The organism is Xanthomonas sp. MUS 060 (assembly GCF_000963215.1).
Lineage (GTDB): Bacteria > Pseudomonadota > Gammaproteobacteria > Xanthomonadales > Xanthomonadaceae > Xanthomonas_A.
Map to the genome: position 1 here is coordinate 31,460 of NZ_JZIM01000009.1, position 16,343 is coordinate 47,802.

Consider the following 16,343-nt stretch of genomic DNA (forward strand, 5'->3'; position numbering starts at 1 on the left):
CGGCACCATCATTTTTCGCCACCGAACGAGTAACGCCGTGTCCTTCTTTGCAAACGTGGAACAGGTTCCAGGCGACCCGATCCTGGGCCTGACCGAGGCTTACAACGCCGACCCCCGCCCGACCAAGGTCAATCTGGGCGTGGGCATCTATTACGACGAAAGCGGCCGTATCCCGCTGCTGCGTGCCGTGCGCCAGATCGAACAGCAATTGGCGCAGGACGCCAAGCCGCGCGGCTATTTGCCGATCGATGGATTGCCCGCCTACGACCTGGCGACGCAAAAGCTTCTGTTCGGTGCCGAGTCACCGCTGCTGGCCGCTGGCCGCGTCGCCACCTCGCAGACCGTCGGTGGCAGCGGCGCACTGCGCGTGGGCGCGGACCTGCTGAAAAAGCTGCTCTCCACCTCGACCATCGCCATCAGTCACCCGAGTTGGGAAAACCACCGCGCGGTGTTCGCCGCGGCCGGCTTCGACGTGGTCGATTACACCTATTTCGATCCGGCCACGCACGGCTTGGATTTCGACGGCATGCTCGCCGACCTGCAAAAGCTCGCTCCCGGCAGCATCGTGCTGCTGCACGCCTGCTGCCACAACCCGACCGGCGCTGACCTGAGCCATGCGCAGTGGCGCAGCGTGGCCGCGCTGTTGAAGGAGCGTGGCCTGTTCCCATTTGTGGATATCGCCTATCAAGGCTTCGACAAAGGGATCGAGGAAGACGCTTATGCGGTACGCCTGCTGGCCGAAGCCGGCATCGACAGCTATGTGGTCGCCAGCTCGTACTCCAAGTCGTTCTCGCTGTATGGCGAGCGCGTCGGCGCGCTGTCGGTGGTGTCGGCCACCGCCGCGGAAAGCAAGGCGGTGCAGTCGCAGGTCAAGCGCATCATCCGCACGATCTACTCCAGCCCGTCCACGCACGGCGCGGCCTTGGTCGCCGGGGTACTGAACAGCACCGAATTGCGCGCGATGTGGGAGCAGGAACTGACCGAAATGCGCGAGCGCATTCACGCCCTGCGCGCCGGCATGGTCCAGAAACTGGCGGCCCTGGGTGCGCCGGAATTCGGCTTCATCCAGCAACAGGCCGGCATGTTTTCCTACTCGGGCCTGAGCAAGGCGCAAGTGGACCGGCTACGCGAGGAATTCGGCATCTACGCCGTCGGCACCGGCCGTATCTGCGTGGCCGCGCTGAGCCAGAGCAACCTGGACTATGTCACCAACGCGGTTGCAACCGTCGCCAAGGGCTAAACAACCACGCGAAGTGAAGTGCTTAATACCCCCGGTGTGGTCACCACGCCGGGGGTTTTTATTGCGCCCGCGGGCGCGAAGAGCAGGATATTTTCAGCGGTCGTGCGGAATCGCTGCTAAGGTCAAAGCATGTCCGATCTGTCTGCCGATTTCATCGAAGTATTCGATGGCGCCATGTCCCGCGAAGACTGCGCCACGATCCTGCGCCGTCTGCGCGCCAGTACGCCATTGCGGCCTGGCGAAATCGACGGCGGCGTATTCCCGGAACTCAAACATAGCCACGACCTGCGCATCAGTGGCCTGGAACCGTGGCGGGAAGTGGAACTGCGGCTGCAACAAGCGGTGTTGGGCGGGCTGCTCGGCTATTTGCGCAAGTACCCGCAGACCCTGATCTCGCCGCTGATGCTGCAGGTGCCGGGTGCCGATGGCCAAGCGCACTGGCTCAAAGCCGAAGACTTCGCGCTGCTGGACGACGCTGCGTTGTCCAATCTAGCGCGTGCCTGTCTACGCCCAGGGACGATCACCTTGCAATGGTACGCGGCAGGCGAGGGCGGATATCCGTATTGGCACTGTGAGCTATCACCGCGCGATCCCAATGCCGAAACCTTGCACCGGCATTTGTTCTGGACCTTGTATCTCAACGACGATTTCCAGGATGGGGAAACCGAGTTCCTGTTCCAACGACGCAAGATCGCGCCACGCGCGGGGAGCCTGCTGATCGCCCCGACCGCATTCACCCACACCCATCGCGGCAACCGTCCGCGCGGCGGCGATCAGTTCATCGCCACCAGCTGGATCTTGTTCCAATCGGCGCAGGCGCTGTATCCCCAGGAATAGGGCAGGCAGGTTCATCAAGACGCAGATGGCTTGTCTGCGAACCGGCGCGTTCATCGTCATGCAAGCCGCGCATCACACGACGGGCCGTAGAATCCGCCGATGCTCGTCGCGATATTACACAACGCCTGGAACCACCTGACCGGTATCCCTCATATCGGCGCCTACAGCACGGTGGCTTATCTGCTTTACATCCTGTGGCTGAGCGGCTGGATCGTGCTGCAGAAACGCGAACCTGCCGCGACGCTGAGCTGGGTGCTATCGCTGGCGGCGTTACCCTACTTGGGCTTCGTCATCTATTACCTGCTCGGACCACAGAAAGTGAAGCGACAGCGCCTGCGCCGCGGTCGTACACGTTCGGGCATGGAGTACGAGCATCGCGTGTGTCCGCCGGATATTCACTGCACCGAACTGGCCAAGATCGCTCAGTCCACCACTGGCTTGGCGCCGAGCTCGGCGACCACATTGCAGTGGCTGGTGGACGGCGCGGCAACCTATGACGCAATCGTGCGCGACATCGGCGCCGCGCAGCACCATGTGCATCTGGAGTACTACATCTTCAACCCCGACCGCACCGGCACACGTATCCGCGATGCGCTGATCGAGCGCGCGCATGCTGGCGTGCGTGTGCGCCTGCTGTTGGATGCGGTCGGCTCATCACAAGTGGGGAAGCGCTTTGTGCAGCCACTGCTGGATGCCGGCGGCGAAGTGGCTTGGTTCCATCCCAACAAGTTGCTGGATGCGTTCAAGTTCAAGCGGCCCTGGGTCAACCTGCGCACTCACCGCAAGATCGTGGTGATCGATGGCCGCATCGCCTTCACTGGCGGCATCAACATCACCGACGAGGAAAACGAGGCGCTACGCGCCGACGCCTACCGCGACCTGCACCTGCGCTGCGAAGGGCATGTCGTGCGCAGCCTGCAATTGGTGTTTATGGAAGACTGGCTGTACGCCACCGAGCAAAGCCGCGATGCGTTCAACATGGCGCGGATCTGGCCCAACGACATGCCCAGCCGCGACGCTGGCACGATCCAGGCCCAGTTGCTGGTCTCCGGACCCGATTCGTCATGGGAAAGCATTCACCGCCTGCAAGTCGCGGCGATCCACGAGGCGCAACGGCGAGTGTGGTTGGTGACGCCGTACTTCGTCCCCGGCGAGGCCGCACGCATGGCACTGACCTCCGCCGCACTGGGTGGATTGGACGTGCGCTTGCTGGTGCCCAAGCGCAGCGATTCGCGACTGGTCACGCTGGCCGCACGCTCGTATTTCGACGAGTTGTTACAGGCCGGGGTCAAAGTGTACGAGTACGGCCCGCGCATGCTGCACACCAAGGCACTGATTGCCGATGAGGATCTATGCCTGGTCGGCAGCGCCAATTTCGACAACCGCAGTTTTCGGCTCAATTTCGAGGTGGCCATGCTCTTGCGTGATCGTTCGCTCACCGAGCAGTTGGCCGAACTGATCGGCGAGCAGATCGCGGCAGCAGTGCGCGTGCGCGAAGATCGCAAACGCTCCCTGTGGCGCCACCGGCTGCCCGAGGCCATCGCACGACTGACCTCGCCACTGTTATAGGCAGACGTTGCAGGATACCCGGCAGGTCATCCACCTCCTGTAACCGCGCAGCAACTCCGCGACATGAGACGTGGAACCGAACCACCCTGCGGCGTACACTGCCGCTATCCTTGGGGAGTTCGTCATGTATTGGCTCTTTCTGCCGTTTGCATTAGGTGCTTTCGTTCTGGCGTTTTCGACGCCGTATATGTGGCTGCTCGTCGTGAGCCTGCTCGTCGCGCTCGGCTTCATGCTTGCCTGGGCGCGGGGCTGGTATGCGGCCAAGATCGGCGACGCCAGCCAACGCGATGCGCTCCCCATGATCGATCCAGTCGAATTGCGCCGCCTACGTGAGCAAGCCGAAGCACGGCGTCATGCCGCAGCGGCGGCCAACAACGATGCCAGCACCCCCTGATTCATCGATGGCGATGACCAAGCTCAGCGTCAACGTGAACAAAATCGCGGTGTTACGCAATTCCCGTGGGGGCGGTCTGCCTAGCGTGTTGGACGCCGCCCGTGCCTGTCTGGATGCCGGCGCGCATGGCATTACCGTGCATCCGCGCCCAGATCGGCGCCACATCCATGCCGAGGATGCACTGGCACTGGCGGAGTTGACCCAAGCACGCGGCGTCGAATTCAACATCGAAGGCAATCCCTTCGCACCGCCACGCCCCGGTTACCCTGGCCTGATCGCATTATGCGCGCAGGCGCGGCCAACGCAGGCAACCCTGGTACCGGATGGCGATAGTCAACTCACTTCGGACCACGGCTTCGATTTTGGCCGCGACAGTGACCGGCTACGGCCACTGATCGCCGAATTGAAATCACTGAGCTGCCGGGTCAGCTTGTTCGTGGATGCCGATAATCCCGATCTGGCCATCGCAGCCGAATTGGGAGCAGACCGGATCGAGCTGTACACTGGTCCTTATGCTGCCGCATTCGAGCGAGGCGATGGAGCGGCGGCAGCCGCGTTCGCCGCCGCCGCACGTCGCGCGCAGGCCGTGGGACTGGGTGTCAATGCCGGCCACGATCTCACCCAAGCCAATCTGGAGATGTTCCTGGCGCAGGTGCCGCAAGTGCTAGAGGTATCGATCGGCCACGCACTGATCGGCGAAGCGTTATACGCCGGGCTCGACGCCACGGTAAAGGCGTATCTGGCCGTTCTCGCCGGCCGTGCCGGGCAGGCTCAGGCTTACCGCTAGGCGCGCGCAGTTCACTCCAGCGCCCCGACCAAACTTGCGCTGTTCGGGACTCCCATTCATCCCTACACGCTAGCTTCACCTCCGGATTGACCATACTTGCGCGTTTTTTGCCGCATGTTGTCCGGAGTCACCGCGTTATGCTGTTGTCCAAGCGCCATGTTGAACCGCGCGTCCTGATCATCGAGGATGCCGAAGACATCCAGGAACTCAGCCGCCTGACGCTGGAGAGCCAGGCGTGTGACGTCGTCGCCGTAGAGACTGCAGAAGCGGCGTTGGCGCTGCTCGATGCCGGCAGGTGTTTCGATCTATTGTTCACCGACGTCCACCTAGGCGGGCTGGATGGCATCGCCACAGCCAACCATGTGCGTGAGTGGCAACCACAGCTCCCGATTCTGGTGACCTCCGGCATGGACGAGCAGGCGGTGCTGTCGCGGCTGCGCGAGGGCATCCATTTCTTGCCCAAGCCATACGATATGAGCCAACTTCTCGATGCCATCCGGCTGTGCTTCCACCACGCTGACGACGGTTCTTTAGCCGCATCCCCTGCTATCTCTATCGCCTGACGTCGCTGTAGGTACTGCGATCTGACTTTGGCTTGGCTGCGCGTTTTCCGCACCGAAGCGTGGCGAGAAGCATGCGATACCGGCACCTTTTAAGAAAAACGCCACCGTTGCCGGTGGCGTTTGCAGTCGCGTCATGACTGAGGTGTTGCGGTGAAGCTTATTGCTGTTCTACAAAGCCGATCTTTTTCATGCCCGAATTTTTCGCGGCAGCCAGCACCTTGGCCATCACTTCATATTCGGAATCCGGATTGGCGTTGATGCGCAGTTCCGGCTGGTTGGTCGGATCACGCTGTACTTCGTTTTCCATCATCTGCGGAAGCGCACTCACCGCCACTGCGCCATCGTTCCAGAAGATCTGGTTCGACGCATCGATCCGCAAATCGATCGGCGGCGGTGGATCGCGCAACTGCGGGGGAGGGTTGATGACCTTCTGCGGTAGATCCACATCGATCGGATACGTCATGATCGGCGCGGTCACGATGAAGATGATCAACAACACCAGCATCACGTCGACCAGCGGCGTGACGTTGATGTCGGCCATGGGGCCACGGCTATTTCCCGAGCTGAAGGCCATGGCTCAATTCCCCTTGTCTTTGGTCGCAATGAAACCGACGTCCAGCATGCCCTGACCCTGCGCGATCTTGGTGATCTCGTTGATCGTGCGCATCTTGGTGGTACGGTCGCCACGCAGGTTGAGCGGCGGCTGCGGAGTCTGCTGAGCTGCAGTGGAGAAGTGCGACTCCAAGGCTTCCTTGGAGATCGGTTCGTCGTTCCAATACAGCGAGCCGTCTTCCTTGACCGACACCGTGATCGGATTCGGACGTTTGTCGTCCTTGTCCGGATCCTGGTTCAAGTTGGCTTTTGGCAGTTCCACCTTGACCTTGTGGGACATCAGCGGTGCCGTGATGATGAAGATGATCAGCAGCACCAGCATCACGTCCACGAGGGGCGTGACGTTGATGTCGGCCATGGGGCCGCCGCTGTTACCACTACTGAAAGCCATAACGGGCTCCGTTAATCATTGCGTGGACGACTTGACCAGGAATCAGCGAACGCGCGAACCGGTGGCGAAGAAGTCGTGCAGGTCGTGAGCGAAGGTGTCGAACTTGGCGATCACCGAGCTGTTGACCTTGCTGAAGAAGTTGAAGGCGAACACGGCCGGGATCGCGACGAACAGACCGATGGCGGTCATGATCAACGCTTCACCCACCGGGCCGGCAACGGCATCGATCGAGGCAGAACCGGTGGCACCGATCTTGATCAACGCGCCGTAGATACCCCACACCGTACCCAGCAGACCGACGAACGGCGCAGTCGCACCAACCGTCGCCAGCAGGGTCATGCCCGATTGCAGCTTGGTGCTTTCGCGGGTCACGGCCTGGCGCAGGGCGCGGTCGACAAACTCCGAGCGGCTCAGGCTCTCGCCCAGGCCAGCACCGTTGCCTTCCGAACGCTGATGGTGCGCAGCGGCCTGGGCAGCATCCAGTGCGATCTTCGAGAACGGTTCGCTGGACGGTTGCTCTTCCATCGCGCGGATGGCGTCCTGCGCATTCGGGGTGTCCCAGAACAGGCTGGTGACACGGTCGGCCTGGCTCTTCAGACGGGTGGCGCGGAAGATGTTGATGACCGTCCAGTACCAGGACGAGCCGGACATGGTGATCAGGGTGACAAGGACCACCCAGGAGACGGCGAAGTCACCCGGCTTGGAAGTCATTTCGGTGATCAGGTGCTCGAAGCCCATCTGCGACAAGGCGTTCGATGCGTTGTTGCCCCCCGCAGCAGCGGCGATGAAAATTTCCTGCAGCATGACGCTTACCTTTGTTGTTTGTGGTGGTGGTGAGGATGGTGCAAAGAGTAGACAGGGTCTGCGAACCGGCACAACGCCGGCTCGCTGACCGTTGTATCAATTGTTCAGTGCGAAGTTGACCGGAACACGGACGCGACCGGCGCTCTTCTGCCCATTGACGACAGCGGCATTGAACCGCCACTTGCGCGCCGCGTCCATTGCAGCACGGTCCAGGTCGCGGTTGCGGCTGGATTTCTCGACGGAAACGTTCGTGACATTACCGCTTGCATCGACATCGATGATCAGTATCACCTCACCTTGAGCACCCGCGCGGAATGCAGCCGGCGGATACTTCGGCGGATTCATGTTCTTCGATGAGATGTCGACGCTGGCGCCAATTTCCGACGGCGGCGATGGTGGCGCGGGCGGCGACGGCGGCGTTGCGATGTCGTTCTCGCGCGGCTGCGGTACGTCGACCACCGGTGCTTGCGGCGGCGGCGGCAACGGCGTCGGCTTCGGCGGCGCCAGGTTCTTGACCGGCGGCGGCGGCTTGTCCTGCTTCGGCGGCGGTGGCGGCGGCGGTGGAGGAGGAGGCGGGACGTCCACCATCGTGACGACGATGTTGCGTTCCTTTTCCGCCGGTGCCTTGGGCGCCACGGCGGGGATCAGCAGCAACATCAGCGCTGCAAGATGCAGTGCGATTACGAAGGCAATACCAATGATGCGTGGCCAGCTGAGGCCGGAGGCGTCATCTTTGTCGTAATGCCGATGAATGACCAGTTGTTCCGTCATGCGCCAATGACTCAATTGAGGGGGGACGGATTTCGCGATGATGCGTCATCCTTGTTCACGCGGCACTCAGACCGCACGAACCTCCAAGCTTATACCAATCCCTGTTACCTGCACTACTTTCAGCACTGGTATTCGGGGGCTTTTTTTGCATCACTTCAGGTTGATGATTTTTTTCGCCTCTTCCGGCTTCTTCACACCCTTGGCCAACGCCTGTTGCGCGGCCTTTTTGGCTTCGGGGATGCGGCCTTCCGAGTGCAGCACCTTGGCCAGGTTGAGATAGGTCTCGCCATCCTTGGATAGCGGCGCGGCCTTCTGCCAGTTCTCGATCGCCTGCGGCAACTGGTCGGTGTAGTAGTAGGACTGCGCCAAGGCCAGATAGGTCTGATAGTCAGGCTTGAGGATGCCTTTCTGTATGCCCTCGTTGATGACCGCGATGACGTCCTTTTCCTTGTGCTCGGTGTTGGCGTAGATCGAGTAGAGCTGTTTGTACTCCTTCTCGTCGGTCAGTTGTCCGCTGGCACGCAGCTTGTCCATGACGGCGGCGGCTTTGTCCATCTGATCGGCCTGCATGTACATGCTGGCCAGGTTGAGCTGGGCCTTCTTGTCGTTGGGCGATTTGGCCGCCAACGCTTCGGCTGCCTTGATCGCTTCGCCGGTCTGACCAGCTTCGGCATAGCACGCCATCAGTAACTGGTTCCAGCTGTCCTTGGGTTCGGGCGAGGCGGCGATAGCCTGCTTCAGTACCGGGATCGCTTCCTGATAATGCTGTGTCTGGTACAGCGCCTGGCCCTTGAGAATCAAGTCTTCCGGACGGTTCGACTTGGATTCGGCGAAATATTTGTCCAGCGTGGCCAGGCCTTCGGCTGTCTGTTCGTCCTGCAGTTGCAACTGCGCCAGCATCAGCATCGACTGAAAATGGCCGTTGTTGTCCAGGCCATTGAATTGGATCGCCTGCTGCAGGTATTGCTTGGCAGCTTTCGTGTCGTTGAGGTTATAGGCCGCTTGTGCGGCAAGCTGTGCGGCAAGCGACTTGTCGTAGTCGTTGGCACCGCTGTTGGCCAGGATTTCGTCGGCCTGCGTGCGCACTGCCGCGTAGTCTTCGCCCTTGTTGTAAATGTCGATCAGCTTCTGCAACTTGCTGCCGAGCTTGGAAGAAGGCTTGCCTGCCGGCTCCTTGCGCTCGGCGTTGGGGAACATCACCGTCGCCTTGTCGTTCTTGGATTTGTGTGAAGAACGCTGTTCGGAATGATCGCTCTGTGCGAGAGCGTCGTTCACCACCACACCACCAAGGGCAGCAGCGATCACCAGGGACAACAGCGCTTGCTTGCGATTACGGAATTTCATGAGTCACCTCGGTGGAAACCGCCCGGAGCGGAACAGAAGACGAAGTGGCCAACCACGGCCGGGTCGGCAAACCTATCAGAAAGCCGTACGTCATGAAAACGTTTCTTCGGGGATGCGGCCTTCCGAGTGCAGCACCTTGGCCAGGTTGAGATAGGTCTCGCCATCCTTGGATAGCGGCGCGGCCTTCTGCCAGTTCTCGATCGCCTGCGGCAACTGGTCGGTGTAGTAGTAGGACTGCGCCAAGGCCAGATAGGTCTGATAGTCAGGCTTGAGGATGCCTTTCTGTATGCCCTCGTTGATGACCGCGATGACGTCCTTTTCCTTGTGCTCGGTGTTGGCGTAGATCGAGTAGAGCTGTTTGTACTCCTTCTCGTCGGTCAGTTGTCCGCTGGCACGCAGCTTGTCCATGACGGCGGCGGCTTTGTCCATCTGATCGGCCTGCATGTACATGCTGGCCAGGTTGAGCTGGGCCTTCTTGTCGTTGGGCGATTTGGCCGCCAACGCTTCGGCTGCCTTGATCGCTTCGCCGGTCTGACCAGCTTCGGCATAGCACGCCATCAGTAACTGGTTCCAGCTGTCCTTGGGTTCGGGCGAGGCGGCGATAGCCTGCTTCAGTACCGGGATCGCTTCCTGATAATGCTGTGTCTGGTACAGCGCCTGGCCCTTGAGAATCAAGTCTTCCGGACGGTTCGACTTGGATTCGGCGAAATATTTGTCCAGCGTGGCCAGGCCTTCGGCTGTCTGTTCGTCCTGCAGTTGCAACTGCGCCAGCATCAGCATCGACTGAAAATGGCCGTTGTTGTCCAGGCCATTGAATTGGATCGCCTGCTGCAGGTATTGCTTGGCAGCTTTCGTGTCGTTGAGGTTATAGGCCGCTTGTGCGGCAAGCTGTGCGGCAAGCGACTTGTCGTAGTCGTTGGCACCGCTGTTGGCCAGGATTTCGTCGGCCTGCGTGCGCACTGCCGCGTAGTCTTCGCCCTTGTTGTAAATGTCGATCAGCTTCTGCAACTTGCTGCCGAGCTTGGAAGAAGGCTTGCCTGCCGGCTCCTTGCGCTCGGCGTTGGGGAACATCACCGTCGCCTTGTCGTTCTTGGATTTGTGTGAAGAACGCTGTTCGGAATGATCGCTCTGTGCGAGAGCGTCGTTCACCACCACACCACCAAGGGCAGCAGCGATCACCAGGGACAACAGCGCTTGCTTGCGATTACGGAATTTCATGAGTCACCTCGGTGGAAACCGCCCGGAGCGGAACAGAAGACGAAGTGGCCAACCACGGCCGGGTCGGCAAACCTATCAGAAAGCCGTACGTCATGAAAACGTTTTTAGATGCACTTCCTGTTGCGATGCGGGCGTCAACCGCACGGACGACGATAGATTTCAACCGCATTGAGGGGTCCGCCCAGTACTGCGCGCCTGCGCGTACACCGGCTCTAGCGCAGGGACATCGCGCTGTAATTCGCTGATACGGGCGCTCGGGTCGGGGTGAGTGGACAGCCATTGCGGTGGATGCTGGCCGCCAGCGGCCATCATGTTTTTCCATAAATCCACCGCCTGCGCCGGATCGAAACCCGCCCGCGCCATCAGCCGCTGACCGACCACGTCCGCCTCGGTTTCCTGTTCGCGCGAACCAGGGAGCAGGAACAAGGTCTGCGCGGTCATGCCACCGAATTGATTGACCGTGTCGGTAGCACCTTGGCCATAACGCGCGCCAGCCAGCGCACCGATCACGCTCAAGCCGGCCTGAGCACCCAGCTGACGGGTAATGCGTTCCTCATGATGGCGCGAAATGACATGACCGATCTCATGACCAAGCACAGCCGCCAACTGGTCCTGATTTTTTGCGACGGTGAAAATGCCGTTGTTCACCCCAACCTTGCCACCCGGCAGGGCGAACGCATTGGCTTCCTTGTCGTTGAACAGCGCGGTCTCCCACGATGTGCTGCGCCATTGGTCGGGCAACTGCGCCACCAACGTATTGACCACGCAGCGCACGTAAGCGTTGCGTTTGGGGTCGGTATCGAGAGTCTCTTTGGCCTTGGCTTGAGCAAATGCCTGTACACCCATCTGATCGAGTTGTTGCTGCGAGATACCGCCCACCACTTGGGTGCGTCCGGTTGGCGAGGTTGTTGTCGCGCACGCAATGAGGAGCATCGCAATCGACGCGCCGAGTACCACTTGTTTCATACAGCTCCCCTCTTAACACATGCCGAAGTTTCGTCGGAAGCGTCTTAACTTTTCGTCAAACTAACCTTCAGGTTATGCCAAACCAGTACAGACCGGCGACAGCAATCGCGTTGTTGAGGCCATGCGCAGCGATCGACGCCCACAGGGTGCCGGTGCGCTTGTACAACCAAGCGAACGCAACGCCCATGCCGCCGTACACCAGCCATAGCTGCGCGGTCGCGACCAGACCATTGCCGCTGGTACCTGGCACTTCATGCGACAAGGCAAAAGCCGCGCCGCTGAGCAGCATCCCCAAGCGCGGCTTGCCCGCGTCCCATAGACGACCGAACAGAACACGACGGAACAACACTTCCTCGTAGGCCGGCGCGATCAGTACGGCGAACACGCACAACAAAACCGGCGCATGCGCCATGGCTCCCTGCATCAGCGACAGGTTGGTCGGCACTGGCTTGATGGCGATCTGGGTGGCCAGCGCGGAGACCGCGGTACTGCCAAAGAACACTCCGACAACCACCAGTACCACCCAACCCCAGGTCGAAGGCGTGCGTGCCGCCCGCCAAGAGGCGCGGCGTTCGGCGGCGCTGGCTGGACGCCGCAAGAAGTAAAGCAACATCGCCGCGGACAAGGTACTGACCAAAGCGATCAACAGTTGCGCCACTGCACCTGGCTGGCCGATGCGGTGAGTGACCAACGCGGCCACTCGGTCACTGGCGACACCTTGGGCGCGCAGGTCCATGGCAAGCTGAAAACCACGCCATACGCCCCAGACCAATCCACACAACACGCTCACCATCACCAGCACAACCGCTGCCAACGTGAGATCGAGGAAAAAACCTAGAACCGGCCAACGCGGGCGAGGTCTGACGAACAGAGGCAACGGTGGCACAGCAGGGGACGGCAATCCAGTCATCGCAATCCTGTACAAAAGCGGGCGAAAGACATGGCAAGACCTGGGTCCCGACATTGGCCGGGAGCAGGGGACAGCCGCGGTCAAATGTCCAGGTTGGCGACCTTTAGCGCGTTTTCCTCGATGAAATCACGACGCGGTTCGACCACATCGCCCATCAAGGTGCTGAAGATTTGATCGGCCGCCACGGCGTCCTCGATACGCACCTGCAATAGACGGCGGGTGTCGGGGTTGACCGTGGTTTCCCACAACTGTTCGGCATTCATTTCGCCCAGACCCTTGAAGCGCTGGATCTGACGGCCTTTCTTGGCTTCTTCGAACAACCAGGCATGCGCTTGCGCAAAGCTGGAGATGGCTTGGGTTTTATTGCCACGCACGATTTGCGCACCCTCGCGCACCAGACCGTGCAGCGCCAACGCGACCTCGCGCAACGGCCGCAATTCGCCGCTTTCGAACACCGCCATCGGCACCACCTGGGTCATTTCCTCGCCCATGTGGCGACGCACCAACAGCAAGGTGGCCGGACGCTGCTCGTTGGCCGGCTGGAAGCGCAAGGTGTAACGGGCCGAACCCAAGTTACCGCGATTGAGAACCGTTTGCAGTGCATCCAGGCTTGGATGCAATTCGCCTTCGGCTTCGAGCTGGTTGACATCCAGTGGCGGCAAGTCGATCAACGCGGTCAGCAGCGCCGGATCGTAGCGATGGGCATTGCGTGCCACGGTTTCATTGGCGCTGGCGAACAGCAGCAACAACTTCTCCAGAGCGGCACCGGTGATCGGCGGCTCGCCGGTCGCCGGGATCAGCGCCGCACCCTCGACCGCGCTGCTGGCGAGGTAGACGTTGAGCGCGTTGTCGTCCTTCAGGTACAGCTCCTGCTTGCCTTGCTTGAGCCGATAGAGCGGGGGCAAACCGATGTACACGTAGCCGCGTTCGATCAGCTCTGGCATCTGCCGGTAGAAGAACGTCAGCAGCAACGTACGAATGTGCGCACCGTCGACGTCGGCATCGGTCATGATGATGATGCGGTGGTAGCGCAGTTTGTCCGGGTTGTACTCGTCGCGACCGATGCCGGTCCCCAAGGCGGTGATCAGCGTACCGACTTGGTCGGAGGCCAGCATGCGATCAAAACGCGCACGCTCGACGTTGAGGATCTTGCCACGCAGGGGCAGGACCGCCTGATTCTTGCGATTGCGGCCCTGCTTGGCCGAGCCCCCCGCCGAGTCACCCTCAACAATGAACAATTCAGATAGCGCCGGATCTTTTTCCTGGCAATCGGCGAGCTTGCCCGGCAGGCCCGCGATATCCAAGGCACCTTTGCGACGGGTCAGGTCGCGTGCCTTGCGTGCGGCCTCGCGCGCGCGTGCGGCATCGACAATCTTGCCGGCGATGGCTTTGGCTTCGTTCGGGTTCTCCTGCAGGAACTCTTCCAGACGTGCCCCGAAGGCATTCTCGACCGCCGGACGCACATCGGAACTGACCAACTTTTCCTTGGTCTGACTGGAAAAACTCGGGTCTGGAACCTTCACCGAGAGCACCGCGATCATGCCTTCGCGCATGTCATCGCCAGTCAGATTGATCTTGGCCTGCTTGGCGATACCATTCTGCTCGATGTAGTTGTTGAGCACGCGCGTCAAGGCACCGCGGAAACCCGCCAGGTGAGTACCACCGTCTTTTTGCGGGATGTTGTTGGTAAAACAGTACATCGTCTCCTGATAGGAGTCGGTCCATTGCAGCGCCACTTCCACGGTGATGCCGTTATGTTCACCGCTCACCGAAATCACGTTCGGATGCAGCGGGGTTTTCAGGTGCGCCAAGTGCTCGACGAAGCTGCGGATGCCACCTTCGTAGTGGAAATCGTCGCGACGGCCTTCGCCGCGCTCGTCGGCGAGCACGATCTTGACCCCGGAGTTGAGGAAGGACAGCTCACGCAGGCGCCGTGCCAGGATGTCGTAGTGGAACTCGACATTGTTATTGAACGCCTTCACCGACGGCCAGAAGCGGAGTGTGGTGCCGCGCTTGGTGCTGGTTTCCAATTGCTTCAGCGGCGCCAAGGCGGCACCGTGGCTGTATTCCTGCTGGTAATGGAAGCCACCCTGGAAAATATCCAGCAGCAACTTTTCCGACAACGCGTTGACCACGCTGACGCCGACGCCATGCAGGCCACCAGAAACCTTGTAGCTGTTGTCGTCGAACTTTCCGCCTGCATGCAGGACGGTCATCACGACTTCTGCCGCCGAGACCTCGCGATCAAGCTTCTTGCTCATCTGCGCATGCTTGCCGACCGGAATGCCACGGCCGTTATCGGACACAGACACTGAACCATCGGCATGGATCATGACCGCGACATGGTCCGCATGACCGGCCAAAGCCTCGTCGATGGAGTTATCGACCACCTCGAACACCATGTGATGCAGGCCAGTGCCGTCATGGACGTCACCGATGTACATCCCTGGACGCTTGCGCACTGCTTCCAGGCCTTCCAGGGCAGTGATGCTATATTCGCGTCGTAATTGCCGTTGTTTGCCGGGGTGTTCTGTTCGTCGGTCATTGCGCGCGCCGTAGGCTCCACGAGGCGGCGAGGATAGGCGGGAGCCTGCTCGCACCGCTGGATAGGTGATTAGGTAATTCGGTGGAATTATAGCAGTCCTGGCGGGTCGACCCGCTGCGCGCTAGGAAGGTGACAGAATTTGTCCATGTTCCACGTGGAACCGCGCGATTGGCAGACCTGCATCGGTCAATGCCTGCGGCGTCTCGGTCGCGGTCAGGAAGACCTGGGCCGGCCCAGCGCACAAACGCTGCAACACCCGAGCTTGATGATGCTGATCCAGCTCCGATGCCAGATCGTCCAGTGCGATCACCGGCCATTCGCCACGTTGCTCGGCATAGTCTTCGGCCTGGGCCAATAGACAGGCCAGTGCGGTGAGCTTGGCCTGTCCTCGCGACAGAGCTTCCCTGCCTGGGATCGCAGCAAAGCCCAGACTCCAGTCCGCACGATGCGGCCCGGCAGTGGTGTAACCAAGTTGACGGTCGCGGTCGCGATTGAGCAACAGCGCGTCTGCCAGTGAAACATCGTGGCGCCGCCACCCCGGTGAAAATTGCAATTGCTCGATCCCCAGCGCCGGTGCCAACTCCGGGGCAAGGATCAGCAGTCGTCGCAGGAGTCGGTCCAAATAATGCTGCCGACGCGATGTCAGCGGCTCGCCGGACTCGGCAAGCTCGTGGTCCCAGGCGTCCAACGCCGCGCCGGCACCTCCACTTTTCAAAAGTGCATTGCGCTGTTTGAGTGCCCGGGCATAGCGCCGCCAGAGTGACAGGAAATCAGGTTCCACGTGGAACAAACCCCAATCGATGAAACGCCGACGCGGTTCGCCGCCACCACTGACCAACACATGGCTCCCTGGTTCGAAAGTGACCACCGCCAAGGCCGCGCACAAAGTGCCCAGATGAGAAACATCCTGCCCATCCAGACGACCACGCCAATCCTGGCCGCTGTGGTGTAATCCAGCGCGCCGCCGGCGCATCTGCATCGTATCGGCGCCTTGTTCGTGCCATTCCACGAAGACATCCAGTGCAGCCTCCCCCTGGCGAACCAGGCCATCGCGGACACGACAACGAAAGCTGCGCCCATACGCCATCAGATGCATGGCTTCCAGAATCGTGGTTTTTCCCGCGCCATTGTCACCGGTGATCAAGTTCATGCCTGGCGCCGGTGTCAATTCAATCGATGCAAAACGACGCAGATGATGGAAATCGAGACGGAAAAGGTGCATGCGGAATCAGGGGCAAGCGTTCGCGCCAGGCGCACGCAGATCGTCGAAAGGCAGATTGCCAGCATACCCAAACATGCCACACACGTCTGATCGAGTCGGTTTCTCTGTCGGGTCCGGTGTGGTCACAATTGTGCTTTGGTGCCCTCGTAGCACCCTCCCACATACAAACG

14 protein-coding genes and 2 pseudogenes are annotated in these 16,343 nt (G+C 60.6%); 6 read left to right on the forward strand and 10 right to left on the reverse strand.

Annotation, left to right across the window (positions count from 1 at the left end):
- Positions 1-37 precede the first annotated feature (37 nt).
- From XANALMUS060_RS10305 to XANALMUS060_RS10330, 6 genes are all read left to right on the forward strand, one after another.
- Positions 38-1,240, forward strand: coding sequence for an amino acid aminotransferase (locus XANALMUS060_RS10305; RefSeq protein ID WP_045738323.1), 1,203 nt, complete (start codon positions 38-40; stop codon positions 1,238-1,240).
- 129 nt (positions 1,241-1,369) lie between these two features.
- Positions 1,370-2,077: a 2OG-Fe(II) oxygenase gene (locus XANALMUS060_RS10310; protein ID WP_045738324.1), complete on the forward strand. Its 708-nt coding sequence runs from the start codon at positions 1,370-1,372 to the stop codon at positions 2,075-2,077.
- Positions 2,078-2,176: 99 nt separating this feature from the next.
- Positions 2,177-3,646: a cardiolipin synthase gene (gene cls / locus XANALMUS060_RS10315; protein ID WP_045738325.1), complete on the forward strand. Its 1,470-nt coding sequence runs from the start codon at positions 2,177-2,179 to the stop codon at positions 3,644-3,646.
- A gap of 124 nt (positions 3,647-3,770) precedes the next feature.
- Entirely contained in the window at positions 3,771-4,040 is a 270-nt protein-coding gene (locus XANALMUS060_RS10320; protein WP_045738326.1) for a hypothetical protein, read from the forward strand.
- A 13-nt stretch (positions 4,041-4,053) separates the two neighbouring features.
- On the forward strand, positions 4,054-4,827 hold the full coding sequence (locus XANALMUS060_RS10325; RefSeq protein WP_045738384.1) for a pyridoxine 5'-phosphate synthase: 774 nt from the start codon (positions 4,054-4,056) through the stop codon (positions 4,825-4,827).
- A 137-nt stretch (positions 4,828-4,964) separates the two neighbouring features.
- Complete coding sequence (locus XANALMUS060_RS10330) at positions 4,965-5,390, forward strand: response regulator (RefSeq protein WP_045738327.1); 426 nt, start codon at positions 4,965-4,967, stop codon at positions 5,388-5,390.
- A 157-nt stretch (positions 5,391-5,547) separates the two neighbouring features.
- Here XANALMUS060_RS10330 and XANALMUS060_RS10335 read toward each other — a convergent pair whose 3' ends face one another.
- The 10 genes and pseudogenes from XANALMUS060_RS10335 to recF all read right to left on the reverse strand — a co-directional run bounded on the left by XANALMUS060_RS10335 (position 5,548) and on the right by recF (position 16,173).
- The gene (locus XANALMUS060_RS10335; protein WP_045726487.1) at positions 5,548-5,964 is read right to left on the reverse strand and encodes a biopolymer transporter ExbD; all 417 of its coding nucleotides are present in this window, start codon (positions 5,962-5,964) and stop codon (positions 5,548-5,550) included.
- A 3-nt stretch (positions 5,965-5,967) separates the two neighbouring features.
- The gene (locus tag XANALMUS060_RS10340; protein ID WP_045738328.1) at positions 5,968-6,393 is read right to left on the reverse strand and encodes a biopolymer transporter ExbD; all 426 of its coding nucleotides are present in this window, start codon (positions 6,391-6,393) and stop codon (positions 5,968-5,970) included.
- A 42-nt stretch (positions 6,394-6,435) separates the two neighbouring features.
- A complete protein-coding gene (gene exbB / locus XANALMUS060_RS10345) occupies positions 6,436-7,197 on the reverse strand; it encodes a TonB-system energizer ExbB (RefSeq protein ID WP_045738329.1) in 762 nt (253 codons plus the stop codon).
- 96 nt (positions 7,198-7,293) lie between these two features.
- Positions 7,294-7,854, reverse strand: coding sequence for an energy transducer TonB (locus XANALMUS060_RS10350; RefSeq protein ID WP_200894040.1), 561 nt, complete (start codon positions 7,852-7,854; stop codon positions 7,294-7,296).
- Between the two features lie 264 nt (positions 7,855-8,118).
- Entirely contained in the window at positions 8,119-9,312 is a 1,194-nt protein-coding gene (locus XANALMUS060_RS10355; protein WP_045738331.1) for a tetratricopeptide repeat protein, read from the reverse strand.
- A 105-nt stretch (positions 9,313-9,417) separates the two neighbouring features.
- Positions 9,418-10,530, reverse strand: a pseudogene (locus XANALMUS060_RS10360) (tetratricopeptide repeat protein); the annotation flags it as partial.
- 159 nt (positions 10,531-10,689) lie between these two features.
- Positions 10,690-11,496, reverse strand: coding sequence for a M48 family metallopeptidase (locus XANALMUS060_RS10365; protein WP_045738332.1), 807 nt, complete (start codon positions 11,494-11,496; stop codon positions 10,690-10,692).
- Between the two features lie 67 nt (positions 11,497-11,563).
- The gene (locus tag XANALMUS060_RS10370; protein WP_045738333.1) at positions 11,564-12,406 is read right to left on the reverse strand and encodes a type II CAAX endopeptidase family protein; all 843 of its coding nucleotides are present in this window, start codon (positions 12,404-12,406) and stop codon (positions 11,564-11,566) included.
- An 80-nt stretch (positions 12,407-12,486) separates the two neighbouring features.
- Positions 12,487-14,951, reverse strand: a pseudogene (gene gyrB / locus XANALMUS060_RS10375) (DNA topoisomerase (ATP-hydrolyzing) subunit B).
- Between the two features lie 121 nt (positions 14,952-15,072).
- Positions 15,073-16,173 (reverse strand): DNA replication/repair protein RecF, encoded by a 1,101-nt coding sequence (recF, locus tag XANALMUS060_RS10380; protein ID WP_045738334.1) that lies wholly within the window; start codon positions 16,171-16,173, stop codon positions 15,073-15,075.
- Positions 16,174-16,343: the final 170 nt, after the last annotated feature.

Excerpts from the sequence above, each read along its gene's own strand:
- XANALMUS060_RS10310 (WP_045738324.1), top strand. The coding sequence starts at position 1,370 with ATGTCCGATCTGTCTGCCGATTTCATCGAAGTATTCGATGGCGCCATG.
- cls (WP_045738325.1), top strand. The coding sequence starts at position 2,177 with ATGCTCGTCGCGATATTACACAACGCCTGGAACCACCTGACCGGTATC.
- XANALMUS060_RS10320 (WP_045738326.1), top strand. The coding sequence starts at position 3,771 with ATGTATTGGCTCTTTCTGCCGTTTGCATTAGGTGCTTTCGTTCTGGCG.
- XANALMUS060_RS10325 (WP_045738384.1), top strand. The coding sequence starts at position 4,054 with ATGACCAAGCTCAGCGTCAACGTGAACAAAATCGCGGTGTTACGCAAT.
- XANALMUS060_RS10330 (WP_045738327.1), top strand. The coding sequence starts at position 4,965 with ATGCTGTTGTCCAAGCGCCATGTTGAACCGCGCGTCCTGATCATCGAG.
- XANALMUS060_RS10335 (WP_045726487.1), bottom strand. The coding sequence starts at position 5,964 with ATGGCCTTCAGCTCGGGAAATAGCCGTGGCCCCATGGCCGACATCAAC.
- XANALMUS060_RS10340 (WP_045738328.1), bottom strand. The coding sequence starts at position 6,393 with ATGGCTTTCAGTAGTGGTAACAGCGGCGGCCCCATGGCCGACATCAAC.
- exbB (WP_045738329.1), bottom strand. The coding sequence starts at position 7,197 with ATGCTGCAGGAAATTTTCATCGCCGCTGCTGCGGGGGGCAACAACGCA.
- XANALMUS060_RS10350 (WP_200894040.1), bottom strand. The coding sequence starts at position 7,854 with ATGTTGCTGCTGATCCCCGCCGTGGCGCCCAAGGCACCGGCGGAAAAG.
- XANALMUS060_RS10355 (WP_045738331.1), bottom strand. The coding sequence starts at position 9,312 with ATGAAATTCCGTAATCGCAAGCAAGCGCTGTTGTCCCTGGTGATCGCT.
- XANALMUS060_RS10365 (WP_045738332.1), bottom strand. The coding sequence starts at position 11,496 with ATGAAACAAGTGGTACTCGGCGCGTCGATTGCGATGCTCCTCATTGCG.
- XANALMUS060_RS10370 (WP_045738333.1), bottom strand. The coding sequence starts at position 12,406 with ATGACTGGATTGCCGTCCCCTGCTGTGCCACCGTTGCCTCTGTTCGTC.
- recF (WP_045738334.1), bottom strand. The coding sequence starts at position 16,173 with ATGCACCTTTTCCGTCTCGATTTCCATCATCTGCGTCGTTTTGCATCG.